This is a genomic window from Dyella choica (assembly GCF_003977665.1).
GTDB lineage: Bacteria > Pseudomonadota > Gammaproteobacteria > Xanthomonadales > Rhodanobacteraceae > Dyella_B > Dyella_B choica.
In genome coordinates this window covers 102,358-117,856 of sequence record NZ_RYYV01000015.1, presented here as the reverse complement: position 1 = coordinate 117,856, position 15,499 = coordinate 102,358, and the positions used below count along the sequence as shown (strand labels likewise).

Below are 15,499 nucleotides of genomic sequence, written 5' to 3'. Positions count from 1 at the left end.
ACCATCGGCGCCCTCACCAGGCGCTCGGCATGAAAACACCCGACGAGGCCTATGCTTTAGCGGCCTGACCTGTGCAGAAACCGCTGGGTCATTACAGCGGTTCCGACGCTTTTCGCCGGGCATCGGAGATTGAGCGTGCAATATCAACCAGAAGTTGATTCCCAAGGCGGTTTCGAAGTGGTTCAAACGCTAGGGTAAACGTTAGGGCCAGAGTCGGATTTCTTGGTACGGCACACCAGCCTCCAGCGGATGTGCCGCAAAGAGAATCATCTGTGCGCTAACAACTTATTCGTTCCGCTCATCTTTCAGCATTTCATCGTTATGCCGGCGGAGGAAGTACAGCGCTGCGCGCAAGCCTTGCACTTGCGTTGGACTGAATGGCCATAGGGTGGCGTCGGTTACCTGGTCAGCTATCCTCGTTCGGCGATGGGCATTGCTGTGCCTCAAGAGATTCCGAATCACGCCCATCGCCAGCGACACGCCTGAGACTCTCATCAGGTACGTGTGTTGCTTGGCATCCTTGGGGTCTAGGTGTAACTGGTTTTCGTCGATGAGCCAGAAAGGTTCAGATGTGCGTACGCGTGCCGTATGCTGTGTGGTAGCCATGATCAACGCTCCAAGGTTGGTGATGGTTAGCGGGTCGTATGAGTCCTACCTCATGCGATCCGCGCTTTTTTCACTGCATTGCTGCAATGGTCACCTGCGTTGTCCACAAGCAGATTGGCGCCGGTGACGCCCCCAACGTAACAGATGACGTGAGCGTGCGATGTAGGCGCTCACCGGCTTGATATGTGCGTTATGGTTGGGAGTGCAGAACAAAGACCGCTAGACGGTTGAGCGACTGACCGTGATCGACAAGCTCACCCGATTCGAACGCGTGGAACATATTTGGACTGCCGAAGGTTGGCCCGATCAATCCCGCCTCTCTCCAGTCATCGAGCACCCGCTGATTAGCTGCATACTCGATTGCACGTAGTGCATATCGCTTCTGTGATATAGCCGATGTAGGCAATGACCTCGACGACCGCCGCGATGCCGATCGCGTCGCCTACATCCAAGGTTACGGCCATTGGATAGACTCCACCGAGCCGCAAAAAAACTCCCTGACTTCCTAGGTACAGCATGGGCCGGCCACGGCCCCATCTTCATGACCAACCGCGCAGCACAGCGTATCGAACCGATACCTTGGAGCAGAGGACGTTACAATGCCCCAGCCGAAACCCTGGGGAGGGTTTCACCTGGAGTTCACGCCCATGCCGGTGTGATTTCTGGAACAGACACACGCGCGTCATGGACTCAGGGGTAGGGGATGCAGCGTAGAGAGCAGTGGGCCAGTCAATGGATTCCGTTCGTCAGCGTCGCGACGGCTTACTGCGCGGCGCTTGTGCTCTTTCGTCAGTGCTCGATCCCGCATTGGATCATCCTTACCGGTTTTCACCTCGCCGTGCTGGTGTTGGTGGACTACAAATACTGGCCCGCGCTCCTCGTTGGTGAGGCAACTCGCCTGGCTTATGTCAGTGTCACTTGCTACGACCAATATGGGCTGCTGTGGGCGTTGGTGAACCTGATTCCGTCGCTCACGTGGGAGGCTCCGGTCGTCTGGTGGTTCCGGGAGCGCTTGAACCTCTTGCCAAACCGCCAGGGCGTCAACATGCTGGCCCTGGTGCTGTGTTCGTTGATAGTGGCGGGAATAGCGAGCGTCATTACGCTCGCGCAAATTCGGCTTACGCCTCTCCCTCCAGGTTATGTGCTCCATTACGGCGACGTCACCGCAAGATTGGTGCTCGGCAATTTCGTAGGTGCCCTTACTGTTGCTCCCATCGCTCTGGTCGTGCATCAAAGCTTTACGGCTGCGCGTCGAGACGGACGGCAGTGGCGGCACGACGTACTGGATAGCCGTTTGTTTCTCGAATGCACGTTTGTCGTCGTTCCCGCCTTGGGCTTTCTTGGTTGGTTGGGCTTGCACAACGAACACGCCCGCGTGGCGTCGCAGATGGCTATGTTTCTTCCCGTCGTCGTGTTGGCCATGCGGCATGGTTGGGCGGGGGCCGCTGCCGGCGGCACGCTGGCGAGTCTGGGCGTAGTCGTGCTGATGCCTGCCCAGAATGATCACGCAACGCTTCAGGCCGAGACGCTGGTAGCCATGGCGATCACCACCATGTTGCTCGTCGGCGCTCGTATTGCCATGCTGGATGGCCGCGCTCAGCAGGAGCGCATAGACATGCGTATGGCTTTGGCTTTAGCTCAGCGCAATGCAGCACTTGGCGAGGCTCAGCTACGGGCCAGTGCTCTCGCCCTGGAGCAGCTCAGGGATTCCTTCAACGGTGTTTTTAGCCTGATGCTCGGGCGGTTGCAGCACCTGCAACCTGTCCTCGATGACGCGGGTTACCGCCGGCAGGCACAAAATACCCAGGAGCAGCTCATTCGCCTGACGGATAGCCTTCACCCGACGCAGCTGCGTGAACGCGGGCTGCCTGGCACGCTTACGCAAGGGGCGCTTGCCCGGATGCTGCAAGAGGCCGGCATCCTCTACAAGTGCGATCTGCGCGGCCCGCTGAGCATCGTTCCGCACAGCATGAATCTGGCCGTGTATCGCATCGTTGCCGAAGCCATCGCGGAAGCGTGCTCCAAGAAGGAAGTTTCGGAAATCCAAGTCAAGGTTCGCTGCAGTATGCGAGGACGTCCGTGGTTGGTCATCACGATCGAAACGCGGGGGCATACGGCGCGCGTGCGGCAAGTGGATTGGGACGGATTGCTGCCGCGGCTACGGATTCATAGCAGTGGCATGGGACGCAAAGCGATTGATGACCGGGCGGCAACGTTTGAAGGACAAGTACGAGACCGAATGCTGCGTGATGGCCAGCGGCTGGTCGTGTCCCTCCTGCAACCCAACCATCCCCACGTTTGATCGCGGGGATGGTTGGCGTCATTCATTGGTAAGCGATGCCCTTGATATTGCAGTCCACCGGATCACACATCATCTGCGTCGAGGCTGCTTGCATGGTCACCGTGCCGTCGCTCATGGGCGTGGTGGTCAGCTGCGTCTTTCCGTCATTGTAGATTGTGGTCGGCGATGCCATCGGGATGGCTGAAGTCATGGACGCGGGCTGTTGGGGTGTGCCCACCTGTTGCGCGAATTCTCCCACCGGCAGGGTGATGAATTGTCCTCCCGTCGTGCCAACTGCGCCAATCACTCGATTGCGCGCATCGTTGACTTGTAGATAGGTAATCCCGTTGAGAACGAATACGTACACATGCCAGTTTGGATCGGTGCTCCAATCGTGGGCGTGTGGCGAGGCTCTCCCCAAGCCGGTGGCCGGTGTGCCCGCCAAGGCAGCGCTCGAAAAACAGATAAAACCCATCGCCAGCACTGCGCGTTTGATAGTCATGCGTATATCCCCTTGTCTTTGGTGGTGGATGCTCATTCCATGGAGCGGGCAATCTAGCATTGCGGCTCACCCAAGTTGGTGAGTGCATTGCCAAGATTCAGCAGGCACATCAGAGCGTGATGCTGGCGTGAAGGTGATCATGGAGGCCGCGGGCCATAGTCTGGGCGTGAACGATGGCCAATAGGCCTTTCGCTGCGAGAGTCCGAAGAAAATCCGTTGCAGAAAACTGGCGTTGCTGGTGAATGGCTCAACGTATCAGGCGTCAGCGAGTGTGTGGCGTAGGCGATCGTCGACTTTGCATGTGAGGTTGGCACCTAGATCGGACAGCAAGCCAGGAACAAATTTGGACAGCCGAAGGCTGACCTTCCGCGCTTTCGCCCGGCCCATAGATGGGCCGAACAATCCCATTCTCTCTACGCACCCGAAAAGGCGCCCGCACGGGCGTCTTTTTTGCGGGCAGCGAAGGCGCGCTTTGACATTATTTTATAATTCTGGAATAATGGAAATATGAAAGTGGGCAACGCCTTGGCAGCGCTCAATGCGCTGAGTCATGAAACGCGATTGTCGGCGTACCGCCGACTCGTGAAAGCAGGCCCTGATGGCATGTCCGTTGGCGAACTGCGCGACGAGTTGGAGGTGCCGCCGGCCACGTTGACGGCACATTTGAATGTATTGCGAGCTGCCGACCTGGTGCAGGACCAGCGCGAAGGACGAGTCATCCGAGTTACCGCCAACTTCGACCGGATGACCTCCTTGATCGCTTACCTCACCGAAAACTGTTGTGCCGATGCTGGCCAATGCGCGCCGGTACCTGTCTGTGCGCAGCCTGCACGTCGAGGATGCTGATGAGCGAGCGCATCCACCAGATCGCCCATGAATCCTTACGACCGATAACCACCATGAAGCGCGTTCTCTTTGTTTGCGTCGAAAACGCCAACCGCAGCCAGATGGCGGAAGCCTTTGCACACATCTACGGTGGCGATGGCGTCGAAGCCCTCAGCGCCGGCTCCAAACCCTCCGGCGCGATCAATCCTAAGGCCATCCGGTTCATGCAGGAACTCGGCTACGACCTTACCAGGCATGCTTCAAAGTCGCTGGATGACATCACAGGCGAATTCGATGCGGTGATTACCATGGGGTGCGGTGACAACTGCCCATGGGTACCGGCCAAGCGGCGAGAAGACTGGGGGCTGCCGGATCCCAAGCACATGGATGATGCCGGCTACCGCGCCGTGCGCGACGACATTGCTTTGCGGGTCAAAACCTTGTTGACGGAGCTGTAAGGTGACGCATCGCATCCAACCCCTTACGTAAGGTGCAGCAACGTAGAGCGAGACTAGCCTCATCTTCTGACCACTATGATCCTCGATCCGCCATCTCCACTGCTTCGTGCCTGCGATGCCATGTGCGCGAGCCCGCGCTCCATGGACGCACTCAATCGGGATTGCCACTGCGTAGCAGTGGCCCCCGAGGCGATGCACGAGGCGCTGGCAGCTGCCGTTGGCGCCCATGGTTTATCCAGCACTTTCACGGATTCGCATCCGAATCTGTTTGCGGCATTGCCCGTGTATGTATCCCGCGATCATTTGACGAAACTGGACCGGGTTGTCGCCGCAGTGCAAGCCGCGGTGGCCTTGCCGGACTACCAGGCTGCGGTGTTGACGTGGGCGCCCGAGATCGCACGATTCGACCCTGGAACGCTCGGTGGCATGCTGGGGCTGGACTTTCACATCACGCCGGAAGGTCCTCGGCTCATCGAGATCAACACCAATCCCGGTGGTGCCCTGCTGAACGCACTTGTCGGGCAGGCTCTGCGCTCGTGCATGCCTGAAGTTGTTACCACACCTACCGACATGGCAAAGGCGGAGCAACAGATTCTTGAGGTCATGCGGCAGGAATGGACCAGTCAGATGGGTGACCGGCCGCTCCACTCGATCGCTATCGTCGATGAAGTCCCCGAGGCCCAGTATCTCTATCCCGAGTTCCTGCTGTTTCGCGAGCTCTTCATTCGACACGGCATCGACGTCACCATCTGCGATCCGGCAGAACTTGAATATCGGCGCGGCCGCATGCGGGTCCATGGCAAGGCGGTGGACATGATCTACAACCGACTGACCGATTTTCCTTTGGCGGCCTCTGCGCACGAGGCGATCCGCGCCAGTTACCTGGCCGGCGAGGTGGTGGTTACACCGCATCCGCGCGCGCATGCGATATATGCCGACAAACGAAATCTCGTGCTGCTGGGCAACCGGGAGTTCTTGAGTCGCGCCGGCGCTGCCTCTGAAGTGATTGACGTCCTCACGTCAGCGGTGCCCGCAACCATCCTGATGACGTCCGAGAACCGCGACGAACTTTGGCGTCGGCGGCGCGAACTGTTCTTCAAGCCTGCGGCGGGCTTCGGTAGCAAGGCGGGCTATCGCGGCGAAAAACTGACTCGGCGCGTGTGGGAAGAGATTGGCGCAAATGCGTATATCGCCCAGGAACTTGTGCCGCCCAGCGAACGACACACAGGTGATGGCAACGGACCACTGAAAACCGACGTTCGATGCTACGCCTATCACGGGAAGTCGTTGCTGTATGCAGCGCGCCTGTATCAAGGGCAGACGACCAATTTCAGAACGCCAGGAGGCGGCTTTGCGCCAGTGCTCACATCTGTGACGTAGTGCGCAGGGACCTACTAAATCTCGGCCCGAAGCAAAGGCCTGAGAAAGGCTTGGCAAGCGACGATAGAAAGAGGCTTGACTGAAAAAAAGCCGACAAGACATGCTAAGGTGCGCGCCAATGGGAACATTGGCTAGGGAATGGGCCTTCTCCTTGTGAGAGGAGCGCGTTTTACAGGGAGAGCGGGGAAGGGATGTCCGAAACGACGCATCAATGGTGGTTGGCGCTGCACCGGATCGAGGATCACCTCGAATCCAGGATGACGTGGGCGGAGCAGCAACTCTCCAGGACCATCTACGGCTATAAAAGCCGCGTTGAAAGGCTGCGTTCCGCGCTTGCGGACTCACGCACTATCGCCTGGCGTGCGATTGTCTTGAAGTTGGAAGGCATCGACATGTCCATGATTTGGGAGATCCTGTACTCGGCGCTGCACGACATCGCGCTCTATTACGGCGGCACCGTCGTCCTCGGCACGGCTATCGGCGCGGGGGCGGGAGCGTTGGCCGGTGGCATTGGCGCGGTACCTGGCGCAGCCATTGGCATGGCGGCGGGCGCACAGCTCGGCGGCTGGGTGCTGACGTTCCTCGGCCTGGAGATGGTGGCCAAAGGGCTGACCGAAACGATTCCCCAGGCCATGGCGTGCTACGTCGACGGCTTCCGTGCCGCATGGGGATCCGACACGCAGGAGCGTGATGGCCGCCCGGCAATGAATCCCGCGGCCAGCGAAAAGCTGGCCGCTCACCGCTTTGCCGACGGCCACGTGTTGATGGTCGTGGGCATGTTGATCGCGCTGCTGTTCTACCTCACCAAGGGTGGAAGCGAGGAGGCGCTGCTCTTGAAAGCCGTTCGTGGCAGTAGGCGCCTGGGACCGAAGGTGGCGGACTGGCTGGAGAAGAACAAGGAAATCCTGAAGAATCACCCTGCGCTGCAGCCCAAGGCGCGACGGCTGCCTGAGCAGGAAGAGCTGCCGAGCCGTCAGTCGCGTCAGTCAAGCAACGCACCACGCGCGGCAGGCCAGGGAGGGGGCGACCCAAAGGCCGTAGCGGGAGCGCCCAAGGCCGGCAAGGTAACCGTGTTTAGCGGACATGGCGCTTACTATCCCCAAAATCGAACGGTTGTCGTCCCGGACGGCACCCAGGTGACGTTTTATTCCGCACATGGCGCGACTATTACCGATGACCTGGGCAACGCCATAGAGACGGGGCAGGACGTTTCGAACGTGTTCCAGCGCACCTATGGCCCAGGCAGTGTAGTTCCCAACTACACGCTGAGTGCACCCAACGGCCTGAACATAATGGGTAACCCCGTCACGGTCACCGAGCCCACCAATCTTAGCGAGCTATTGCAGCCTGGCATGGGCAAAGTCTGCTGGGCTGCCTGCACGTACAATCCCGACGCGGCTGGAGGCAACCTTCGTTTCAGCCGCGATGGCATATTTGATAAATCTACGCAGCAGTACACTACGTTGTACGATGAGTGAAGAGAGCGCTTTATGGATATCCGCAAAGTGGATGAATTGGTGTCTTTGGCAGCCGCAAGCAATGCCATGGAAGACTATGACCGGCTGTTTGCTGCGCTCGAAGGCGCGGAGCTGTTCTTCAATGTAAGCACCGAGCAAGCCGGTGCCAAATCGGCACCGGTTTCAACGCCGCTGGTCACGGCCGGCCCCGGATTGAGCGCCGTGCTTTTCTTTACTTCACGCGACAACGTCAATCTCAAGAAGCCCTACGGGGGCATCGTCTGGGAAAAAGCACTGGAAATGCTGGTCAAGATGCCCCAGGCAGATGGATTGATTATCCAGAGCCGTAGTAAAGACTGGGTTGGCCTGGACAAGGAAAAAGCCAGGTTGCTGCTGAGTGCCCATTCTTCGCAGCCTTAGAATCATGAGGATGGCCGACGGCCGGGCCGAGCCATATCAGCGAATCACCACCGGTTTGGTGCGAGCTTGAGAGGCTGAAGCGTGAAATACGTCGACCGACATGTGTTTCGGGAAGAGCGCTTTTCCCTAGGCTTTGAGGAAACCACCGGTAAGTATTATCTCTCCATCCCGGTGGCGAATCCTTATGTCGAGTACGAGGAGCACTACGAAATCGATCTTGATCAATACGAAGCGTGCCCAGCCAATCTGGATCAGCTGAAAGAGATAGCAGCAAAAAGCCGCGCCAGGCAGAACGATTCGAGATTGATGGTGAAGCCAGGGAGGCTGCGCGGCAGCCCAGTGTAGTCGCGCTCAAAAATAAAGGCGGCCTAGGCTTGCCTGGTTGCTGCAGATCTTAGGGTCACGGGAGTCGGTGCCCATTGCCAATCTTGCTGCCGTTCGCAAATCCGATATGGCAAGATGGGTAGGGGGAGTTGGATTTTCTCATCATGGGGAATGGAGTATGCCTGTTACCGTTGTATGTGCGGATGCCAGTTGCAGGGCCGCCAAGCAAGTCCAGCCAACAGAAATCTATAACGCGAAGTGTGACTGCGGCAACATGATGTTGCCTGAGCATGATTTTTTGACGTCGCATAGGCTGCCGGCATCGGCAAGCGCCACGACGAAGGTCCATGTCGCGACCACCATGTCGATGCGACCGGCCAGTGCTTCGCCTTCCATCGGCAGTATTGAATTGAGTCCTCCCAGCGGCCCGACACTGGCGTCTGGCGAGCCCCCTCGGTCGGTGGATCTGGAGACTCCTTTCTTGGGATCCTATGGCGAGGATGATCAATGCATCACTTGCAGCAACAAGGACACGCACCTATTGCCGTTGGGGGTGAGCTGGATCACCCAAAGCACTTGCGCGCGCATTGCGGAACTTTGCATGCAGGGCAAGGTGCTAAAGACGGGGAAGGGGGGCAGTCGCGGTTTCATGCTCGGTGTGCTCGAGGTCGACAATCAGTTGCTCGTCACGACATCGGGTGACATTCCAAGTGGTTTTGAGGCCGTCGTGCGAGGCAAGTCGGTCAATGCGGGCTTGCATAGCGGTTCATCATCCTCATCCAGCGTTCCGTCCAATAGCGCTTCCTCCAGCGATTCTTCGCCCGTGATTGCTCCGGCGGTTCCGGTTCGGATGGTTAAAGGTGCAGCGCTCAGGATCACCGCCGGTGGGGCAAAAATTGACGGTGTGCGATTACGGGAAGTGGTCGACCGCACGCCTGCCAAATTATTCGAGTGCGCTGCACCCAAGCTGGTGTCCTACGCGTTGCACAACGTACTTGACACCCAGGCGCAAAAGCGCTCAGGAAAATTCAACCGTTACGTGTCCTGGTCGATGACCGAAATGTGGGTAGGGCCAACCGACGGCTATCACCGGCATGGCGTAACCTATGCTTCGTGCGCCAATTGCGCGCAAATTCTGCCGATGATGCTATGCAGCCGTGCACCGACGAGTTTGACCGGCGATGACGGCTTTACCATGGCAGTCGGCAAGGGCGGCAAGCGAGCAGCGGCTCGTGGCGACTATCCTTTTGTAAAATAGACATCAGGAAGGGTTGCCCTTTTTGATCAGGGTGCTTCCTTGCGGTCATCCCAGCGAAAGCTGGGATGACGAGCAAAAAAGACGAGGGAGAATTTCAGGATAGCCCCTCTTGGGGTCGATTAACCCATGTGCTGGTTTTCGAACTTGAAGAAGAACCAGGTACGCTTGAGTTTTCCCGTGCCTGAGTCTGTCCAGTACACGACCACGGCGCCGTCCTGGTTCGCCTTGCCTGGGTTGAAATGCGTTTCGTGGATGCCTCTTACGGCATCGCCGTCTTCAAAAGTCATCCCATAGACGCTGACGAAGGTGGCCGTGCTCAGGGCTGCCTTGAGTTGGCCGTCAAGCCGGAAATAAGTCACTGGGGCGAAGTCGCTGTCGCTTAAGCCCACGGCCTTGTAGCTCAACTGTGAGTTCGGGAAGACCCCGTAGGCAGGAGGGCCGAAAGGATCGGAAGACTCAGGGTCGCTATCGCCCAGGTCCTGGTCGGCAATGTAGACATCGACTTGCGACCCATCGAGGGACTGTGTGTTGACATCCACTTGGTAGCGCGTGCCGTTGCCGATATCCAGATAGAACTGCAAATGGTCTCCACTGCGGCCGGTGATCGGCTTTTCCGAGTCCTGCACGATGGTGCCTACTACGGCAGCATAGAGTTCTGGCGATTTTCCGGATCGGAATTTGGAACGGATGTTGCTGGTGTGCGTGTGGTCGTGGTGAAAAAACATTTTCTTGCTCCTGATGGAAAAGGTTTGTCCAACCGCTTATGGCGCATCAGCGATTTCGTGTTGAAAGTCCAGTTTTGGTTTTGCCTCGATGGAGGCAGGGGAAGTCGATCTGGCCTTCGCTTCTATTCGAATCAATCGTTGTTTCAGGGCGATGTCAGTCAAGAGCGGGCGCGCGCGCCAGCCCACCCTGAGCTTCCCTTGCAAGCACCTGATTGGCGCAATGTCTCCGCTGCGCGACACGCAGCTCCCTCCCCTACTACACGTAGGGGAGGGAGCAGATGCTCGCTAGCTGAGACACAGCGCTAGTCAGGTGCAAGCAGGGGAAGGAACTGGATTTCGTACTGCTGGCATGCAGCGCTGACCGTGAATGCAGGGAATCATCGCCATCTGGTCAGGAGGCATCGGCCAAAGCTTCCTCGGTCTCGGTACTGGTCTTGTTCAGATCCTCGAGGATGTTGTCGGCCGCCTGCAACGCGAGGGCAGCGATGGTCAGGGTGGGATTGCCGGTGGCCACCGTTGGGAACACGCCGCTGCCAACCATGTAAAGGTTGCTGTGGTCCCAGGACTGCTGGCGGGAGTTGAGCACGGAGTTGGTTTTGCTGTCGCCCATGCGATAGGTGCCCACGATATGACCCGCGCCGTAGAACTTGAAATTCTGGCCTCGGTACTGGAAGTTGGTGGCGGTCACCTGGTCTGGTGTTCCATATAGCCTGGGCGGCGGCGGTGCCTGCGTGTATTCCGTGGCGCCCATGGCGTTGAAGATCTCCGTCGAGACTTGCTTGGCCGACACAAAGGCGTCGCGCTCATAGTTGCTGCGCAGTCGATAGGTCACTTGAGGACGGTAAAGCCCCAAATGGTCTTTTTCCGCGGAGAGCTGCACCCGGTTGTCCGGATCGGGCAACTGTTCGATGAGATAGCCCAGACGGATTTGCCGGATGTAGATGCCGTTGAGGGTGTTCACCAGCTGTGCGCCAAAAAGCTGGCTGTTGGCGGGCAGGGTGGGGTCGAAGCGCAGGGGCTGTCCGTGTTGGTTGACCGAGTTGCCGTTGAGCTGGCTGTTGTTCTGGCCAAATACAAAATCCGCCAGGGTCGTGTAAGGGTCATTGGCCGCCCACTGCCAGCCCTCATTGCCAATTTCAATACGATAGGCAGATCGCTTGCTGCGAAACGCTCCGTCGCGCAGCGATTCAAATCCCGACGTTGCCAACGGACCGCGGTAGGAATAGACGGGGTCTTTGGCCAATCCCCACGCCAGGTACATGATGTGGTCCATCAAATTGCGACCGACCTGGCCGCTGGAGTTGGCCACGCCGTTGGGGAAGCCCTTGGTCTTGTTCGACATCAACAAGAGCTTGGGCGTCTCGATGGCGTGTGCTGCAAGCAGGTACTTGGTGCCCACGGCGGTGCCGTGGCCGGTCGGCGGCCCAAGGTGATCGTCATAGCTGATGTAGTCGATGCCGGTGACTTGACGGGTCGTGTCGTCCACCCGGATGTTGCTGGCAACACAGCGGTAACGGATGTCGACATTGCCGGTTTGCAGTGCATTGGCAAGCGTGACGGTGGCGTCGTACTTGGCCTGGATCGGGCAGATCGGAATGCAATTGGTGTTGCCGGCGCACTGGCGCCGGTCGCCCGGCAGGGAGTTGCGTCCTTGTGGTGTAGGCGTGGTATAGACAGGGTTGCCATCGACGGTCAACGAAGTGACCTGGCCGAATGCCGCGTCCACCATGGAGTCGACGATGGGCGGCATGGGGTAGTTGTAGTTGGGGCCGTAGCTGCCGGAGGGCTCTACGCCGAATTGCTTGTAGAGCTTATCCAGAGCCACTTTGTCGCCGGCCACGCCGATTTCGTTGGTTGCCTTTTCGTAGTAAGGCACCAGCGCCTGATAGAACTTCTTGCCGCCGGGCCAATCTACGCCCTGGCCGTACTGGGTCTTCAGCTCGAAATCGTTGGGGAACAGTCTCAGGCTGGTGCCCAGCCAGTGCCAGGTAGTGCCGCCGCCGATGCGCTCGTAAGAACTGGCGAAGGCGAACAATGCTTCCTGGCTGTCCCCCGTCAGGCCAGGTGGCTGCGGTGGGTAAGTGAAATAGCACTGGTCCGGCTTACGCCAGGCATTGATTTGCAACACCGTATAGCGCGGCACGTTTTCCAGCGCCGGATTGGGCAAGCCCAGCGGGTTCTCCGGCGTGGACGCTTGGGGATTTTGCGTGGTCGGCGGATAAGGCGACTCCGGTGTCTTGGCGTTGGCCTTGTAGAAGGTCTGCATGTAGCCGCTGCGGTCTACCGGCACTTCCTGGCCGGCTTCCAGTATCAGCACCTTCTTGCCTTGCTTGCCCAACTGATAAGCAATGATGGCGCCGGAGATGCCGGAACCGACGATCACCAGATCATAAGCTTTCGTAGTCATGAGTGATCTCCTCAGTTGCCGGTGTAGTCGCTGAGCGGGGCAGGGGCCTTGGCCCAATACCCATAGCGGTAATTCGAATCACCCATGGGATGGGATTGCATGACCTGCCAGACGAGGCTCGCGGTATAGCTCTTGGCGGAAATCATGTCGCTCACCGTGCTGGCCGGTGTCGACCCCGCGGCGGGAATGAGGGTCGGCCACGCGCCCGAATACCACATGAAAATCAACTTGCGGCATGCCAGCACGAAGTCTTCCCCGTTGCTGGGGTCCAGCATGGCGGCGCCGATTTGCTGCGGCGTGAGACCTTGGGCATGAAGCGCCGAATACTTCTGGAAGATCTGGCCGGCCAGGTTCGGATCGCCGCTTTCCTGCGCAATCTTCCGCTTGAAGAACGGCAGGTACTCGGCTTTGATGTCGACCGGATCCAGGGGCGGTGCCAGCAAGTTATGGCTGAAACCCGTCAGCACGGCACTGAGACCGATGAAATTGTCCATCTCGCTGCTCATGGCTGTTCTCCTTTACTGGGCGCGTTGAAGCAGATAGGTAAAGTCCGAGGGGTTTCCCGTCGTGCTGGCAGCGTTGTTGTGGCAGGCCATGCAACTGCTGGAGGTCTGCTTGACCTGACCTTGGATATAGCTTTCCAGGGTTGCGTTGGCGAGGAAGGACGGTGCCGGGACTCCGGTAGGATCGGTTTTGCTTTTTGCGTCAGTCGGCCATTGCGTGCTGACCAGCTCGTAATTCAACCAGACCGAATCCGGGACCGCGGCCGCCAAGGCCTGGTGGTAGGACTCGTTGAGCTGTTGCGCCTCTGCGGTGATGGGAATGATGCGTTCCACCTGGCTGGGTTTGGTATATCGATTACCGGGATTCCAGGGACGCGGCGGCGGGTCGTTCACCTTGCAATTCTTGCAATGCGGATCAAAGAAGTTATAGGCCGCCAGCGTTGACGCGTGTCCCTTGGTCGGCACGTTGTCCACGTGTTCGAAGGTGGACCATACCCATTGAGGCTCATCCTGGGTCTTGTGCCCGATATGGAAGCCGACCAGGCCGACTTGTTCGAGCACGCAGGAGGGTTTTACACCCGGTTCTTCCTCGGGGTTGTCATACACCAGGGCGTACGTGGTGTAGAACTTCGCCGGGTCGTATTTTCCGCCCATCTTCACCCATGCCGTCTTGATCATGATCGAGCCAAGCTGTTGGGAGGTCGCATTGCTGGACGGGAAGTTGGCATCCGCGTTGAATGCCTGTTGGCCCGCCTTGGAGTAAAGCTTGTTGGTGACGATGTAGTTGAACATCGACTGGTTGGTCATGATGGAAAAGCGCGTGTACTGACCGTTTTGGTCGATCAGGGGACCGGTCTTGAACGGCTCGCCACTTTCATCGAGCACGTTGGGTGTCTTGCCGACCTGGGTCAGGCGTAGCGTTCCAGGCGGCAGGTGCCCGGCGTCGATATTCCTGCAGACCGGAGGAGGCGGCGTGTCTTCGCCCCAAGGCGCGGGAGTGGCGCCTCCCGCAAGAAAAATGCTGCGGCTTTCGCGGTAACTCTGCCAGACCACCGGGTCATTCGGCGCTTGGCCGATGGTGAGATTCGTATTGGGCGTGCCATCGGAGTTGGCCGGCCAGTTGAGCGCAATGAACGACTGCCAGGAAAACACGTCGAAGTCGTATTGCAGGGACGCAAGAGTAGGCTTGGATCCCGTAACGCTGATTTCCAGCGGAATTTGAGGTGTCAACACCGGCAGGGGCGGTGGCGCGATGGCAGGCTTGTCCTGAGCCATGAGTGCCTGCGCGCACGAAAAAAACGAGAGACTGCAGAGAAGGGCCCGGGCGATGTATTTCCGTTGGGCGGCAGAGCAGAGGGGTTCGATGGTCATCGCTATCGTCCTTGTGCAAGGTTGGTCAAAAAAACCGCGAGACCTCCCCTGGCAGCAATAGGGGAGGCGCCAGCCGTGGTGTCAGCCGGTGCTGGGGCGATGCGTGCGAAGTAGTCAGAGGCCGAGCAAGGCTTGCCTCGAAAAATAGCGGCCGACGGGCGGCGAAGACCCCGATATCACTGCACGTTTTCCCCTGTTCCGGCAGGCGCACTGCTGCGCTGTGCCGAAGTAAAGGCTGGTGCCCGTCAAAGATGCGTGAACACAATCCAATCGCATGCATTCCCGTCGCATGCTCAAACGAGTCGCTGGCTTGCCAACAAGCCCAAGCCTTCCATCACGTTACCTCTCGGTGTTGAGACGATGCGTTTATGGGGACAGGTTCGCCGCGGGACGTAGGTTGGGATAGGCATCCCAGCCTAGGCGACTATCGAAATCTTCCCAACACTCGTCTCAGGAAAAAGAGACTATATGTGCTGGATCCCTCGAGTAACGCGTGGCTCTCCAATTCTGGATATTCGTGATGGCGACGGAGACTTTCGCCTTCATTGGATGCTGTTGCTTGTGGTCGGTAGCGCCATAGTCGGGATCGTCCTCGAAACCCATTTTTGCGTAATAGACCTGTAGCCCTGCCGTTTCCTGCTCGTCCGCGATCAGGAATGCCGTTCCATCGATGCTGACCCCATGCTGGAGCGCTTTCTGCAAGAGGGCCTGCAGAAGAGCCAGTCCGAATCCGCGGCCCTGATAGGCTTCATCAACATCGACCCGAAGCACGTGCAGGTTTTCGCCGTCCAGGGTGCCTGACGCAGCGCCAATCCCTTTTAACCGGGCAAAGGAGCCATCGCGACCCGAAATGGTTTGCGGTTGGGCGATCTTGCTGTGCTCGCGGATATTGGCGGTGATATTCATGCCGTTCACCTTGGTCTCGATCAGGATCATGGTCCCTCCTTATGCCGCGCAGATGCACATGGAATGAAGAGCCGAG

Annotated in this window: 15 protein-coding genes; 8 read left to right on the top strand and 7 right to left on the bottom strand. The window is 58.5% G+C overall.

The window, feature by feature from the left end; genetic code table 11:
- Window positions 1-285 precede the first annotated feature (285 nt).
- Window positions 286-606, bottom strand: a complete 321-nt coding sequence (locus EKH80_RS17690) for a hypothetical protein (RefSeq protein WP_126686106.1) — start codon at window positions 604-606, stop codon at window positions 286-288.
- 703 nt (window positions 607-1,309) lie between these two features.
- Between EKH80_RS17690 and EKH80_RS17685 the strand changes: the two genes are divergently transcribed.
- Window positions 1,310-2,908 carry an MASE1 domain-containing protein gene (locus EKH80_RS17685; protein ID WP_126686105.1) on the top strand — a complete coding sequence of 533 codons (1,599 nt, stop codon included), beginning with the start codon at window positions 1,310-1,312 and terminating at the stop codon, window positions 2,906-2,908.
- Between the two features lie 22 nt (window positions 2,909-2,930).
- On the opposite strand, the gene EKH80_RS17680 is transcribed toward EKH80_RS17685, so the two are convergent.
- The gene (locus EKH80_RS17680) at window positions 2,931-3,389 is read right to left on the bottom strand and encodes a hypothetical protein (RefSeq protein ID WP_230473780.1); all 459 of its coding nucleotides are present in this window, start codon (window positions 3,387-3,389) and stop codon (window positions 2,931-2,933) included.
- A 507-nt stretch (window positions 3,390-3,896) separates the two neighbouring features.
- Between EKH80_RS17680 and EKH80_RS17675 the strand changes: the two genes are divergently transcribed.
- From EKH80_RS17675 to EKH80_RS17645, 7 genes are all read left to right on the top strand, one after another.
- On the top strand, window positions 3,897-4,235 hold the full coding sequence (locus EKH80_RS17675; RefSeq protein ID WP_126686104.1) for an ArsR/SmtB family transcription factor: 339 nt from the start codon (window positions 3,897-3,899) through the stop codon (window positions 4,233-4,235).
- The gene (locus tag EKH80_RS17670; RefSeq protein ID WP_230473778.1) at window positions 4,235-4,672 is read left to right on the top strand and encodes an arsenate reductase ArsC; all 438 of its coding nucleotides are present in this window, start codon (window positions 4,235-4,237) and stop codon (window positions 4,670-4,672) included. Before EKH80_RS17675 ends, EKH80_RS17670 begins: the two co-directional genes overlap by 1 nt.
- A 141-nt stretch (window positions 4,673-4,813) precedes the next feature.
- Complete coding sequence (locus tag EKH80_RS17665; protein ID WP_230473776.1) at window positions 4,814-6,052, top strand: hypothetical protein; 1,239 nt, start codon at window positions 4,814-4,816, stop codon at window positions 6,050-6,052.
- Between the two features lie 218 nt (window positions 6,053-6,270).
- Entirely contained in the window at window positions 6,271-7,530 is a 1,260-nt protein-coding gene (locus EKH80_RS17660; RefSeq protein WP_126686102.1) for a DUF6861 domain-containing protein, read from the top strand.
- A gap of 12 nt (window positions 7,531-7,542) precedes the next feature.
- Window positions 7,543-7,929, top strand: a complete 387-nt coding sequence (locus EKH80_RS17655) for an SseB family protein (protein WP_126686101.1) — start codon at window positions 7,543-7,545, stop codon at window positions 7,927-7,929.
- 81 nt (window positions 7,930-8,010) lie between these two features.
- Window positions 8,011-8,274 carry a hypothetical protein gene (locus EKH80_RS17650; protein ID WP_126686100.1) on the top strand — a complete coding sequence of 88 codons (264 nt, stop codon included), beginning with the start codon at window positions 8,011-8,013 and terminating at the stop codon, window positions 8,272-8,274.
- A gap of 157 nt (window positions 8,275-8,431) precedes the next feature.
- The gene (locus tag EKH80_RS17645) at window positions 8,432-9,511 is read left to right on the top strand and encodes a hypothetical protein (RefSeq protein ID WP_126686099.1); all 1,080 of its coding nucleotides are present in this window, start codon (window positions 8,432-8,434) and stop codon (window positions 9,509-9,511) included.
- A gap of 119 nt (window positions 9,512-9,630) precedes the next feature.
- Here the strand turns inward: EKH80_RS17645 and EKH80_RS17640 are convergent, their stop codons facing one another.
- The 5 genes from EKH80_RS17640 to EKH80_RS17620 all read right to left on the bottom strand — a co-directional run bounded on the left by EKH80_RS17640 (window position 9,631) and on the right by EKH80_RS17620 (window position 15,453).
- Entirely contained in the window at window positions 9,631-10,236 is a 606-nt protein-coding gene (locus EKH80_RS17640) for a DUF2278 family protein (protein ID WP_126686098.1), read from the bottom strand.
- A 391-nt stretch (window positions 10,237-10,627) separates the two neighbouring features.
- On the bottom strand, window positions 10,628-12,643 hold the full coding sequence (locus EKH80_RS17635; protein ID WP_126686097.1) for a GMC family oxidoreductase: 2,016 nt from the start codon (window positions 12,641-12,643) through the stop codon (window positions 10,628-10,630).
- An 11-nt stretch (window positions 12,644-12,654) separates the two neighbouring features.
- A complete protein-coding gene (locus EKH80_RS17630) occupies window positions 12,655-13,149 on the bottom strand; it encodes a hypothetical protein (RefSeq protein WP_126686096.1) in 495 nt (164 codons plus the stop codon).
- 12 nt (window positions 13,150-13,161) lie between these two features.
- Window positions 13,162-14,421 (bottom strand): hypothetical protein, encoded by a 1,260-nt coding sequence (locus EKH80_RS17625; RefSeq protein ID WP_126686095.1) that lies wholly within the window; start codon window positions 14,419-14,421, stop codon window positions 13,162-13,164.
- A 546-nt stretch (window positions 14,422-14,967) separates the two neighbouring features.
- On the bottom strand, window positions 14,968-15,453 hold the full coding sequence (locus EKH80_RS17620) for a GNAT family N-acetyltransferase (protein WP_126686094.1): 486 nt from the start codon (window positions 15,451-15,453) through the stop codon (window positions 14,968-14,970).
- Window positions 15,454-15,499: the final 46 nt, after the last annotated feature.

What these genes read in the sequence shown, in the direction of transcription:
- EKH80_RS17675 (WP_126686104.1), top strand. Translation starts at nt 3,897, where the DNA reads ATGAAAGTGGGCAACGCCTTGGCAGCGCTCAATGCGCTGAGTCATGAA.
- EKH80_RS17665 (WP_230473776.1), top strand. Translation starts at nt 4,814, where the DNA reads ATGGACGCACTCAATCGGGATTGCCACTGCGTAGCAGTGGCCCCCGAG.
- EKH80_RS17690 (WP_126686106.1), bottom strand. Translation starts at nt 606, where the DNA reads ATGGCTACCACACAGCATACGGCACGCGTACGCACATCTGAACCTTTC.
- EKH80_RS17655 (WP_126686101.1), top strand. Translation starts at nt 7,543, where the DNA reads ATGGATATCCGCAAAGTGGATGAATTGGTGTCTTTGGCAGCCGCAAGC.
- EKH80_RS17670 (WP_230473778.1), top strand. Translation starts at nt 4,235, where the DNA reads ATGAGCGAGCGCATCCACCAGATCGCCCATGAATCCTTACGACCGATA.
- EKH80_RS17630 (WP_126686096.1), bottom strand. Translation starts at nt 13,149, where the DNA reads ATGAGCAGCGAGATGGACAATTTCATCGGTCTCAGTGCCGTGCTGACG.
- EKH80_RS17620 (WP_126686094.1), bottom strand. Translation starts at nt 15,453, where the DNA reads ATGATCCTGATCGAGACCAAGGTGAACGGCATGAATATCACCGCCAAT.
- EKH80_RS17685 (WP_126686105.1), top strand. Translation starts at nt 1,310, where the DNA reads ATGCAGCGTAGAGAGCAGTGGGCCAGTCAATGGATTCCGTTCGTCAGC.
- EKH80_RS17680 (WP_230473780.1), bottom strand. Translation starts at nt 3,389, where the DNA reads ATGACTATCAAACGCGCAGTGCTGGCGATGGGTTTTATCTGTTTTTCG.
- EKH80_RS17635 (WP_126686097.1), bottom strand. Translation starts at nt 12,643, where the DNA reads ATGACTACGAAAGCTTATGATCTGGTGATCGTCGGTTCCGGCATCTCC.
- EKH80_RS17640 (WP_126686098.1), bottom strand. Translation starts at nt 10,236, where the DNA reads ATGTTTTTTCACCACGACCACACGCACACCAGCAACATCCGTTCCAAA.
- EKH80_RS17625 (WP_126686095.1), bottom strand. Translation starts at nt 14,421, where the DNA reads ATGGCTCAGGACAAGCCTGCCATCGCGCCACCGCCCCTGCCGGTGTTG.
- EKH80_RS17645 (WP_126686099.1), top strand. Translation starts at nt 8,432, where the DNA reads ATGCCTGTTACCGTTGTATGTGCGGATGCCAGTTGCAGGGCCGCCAAG.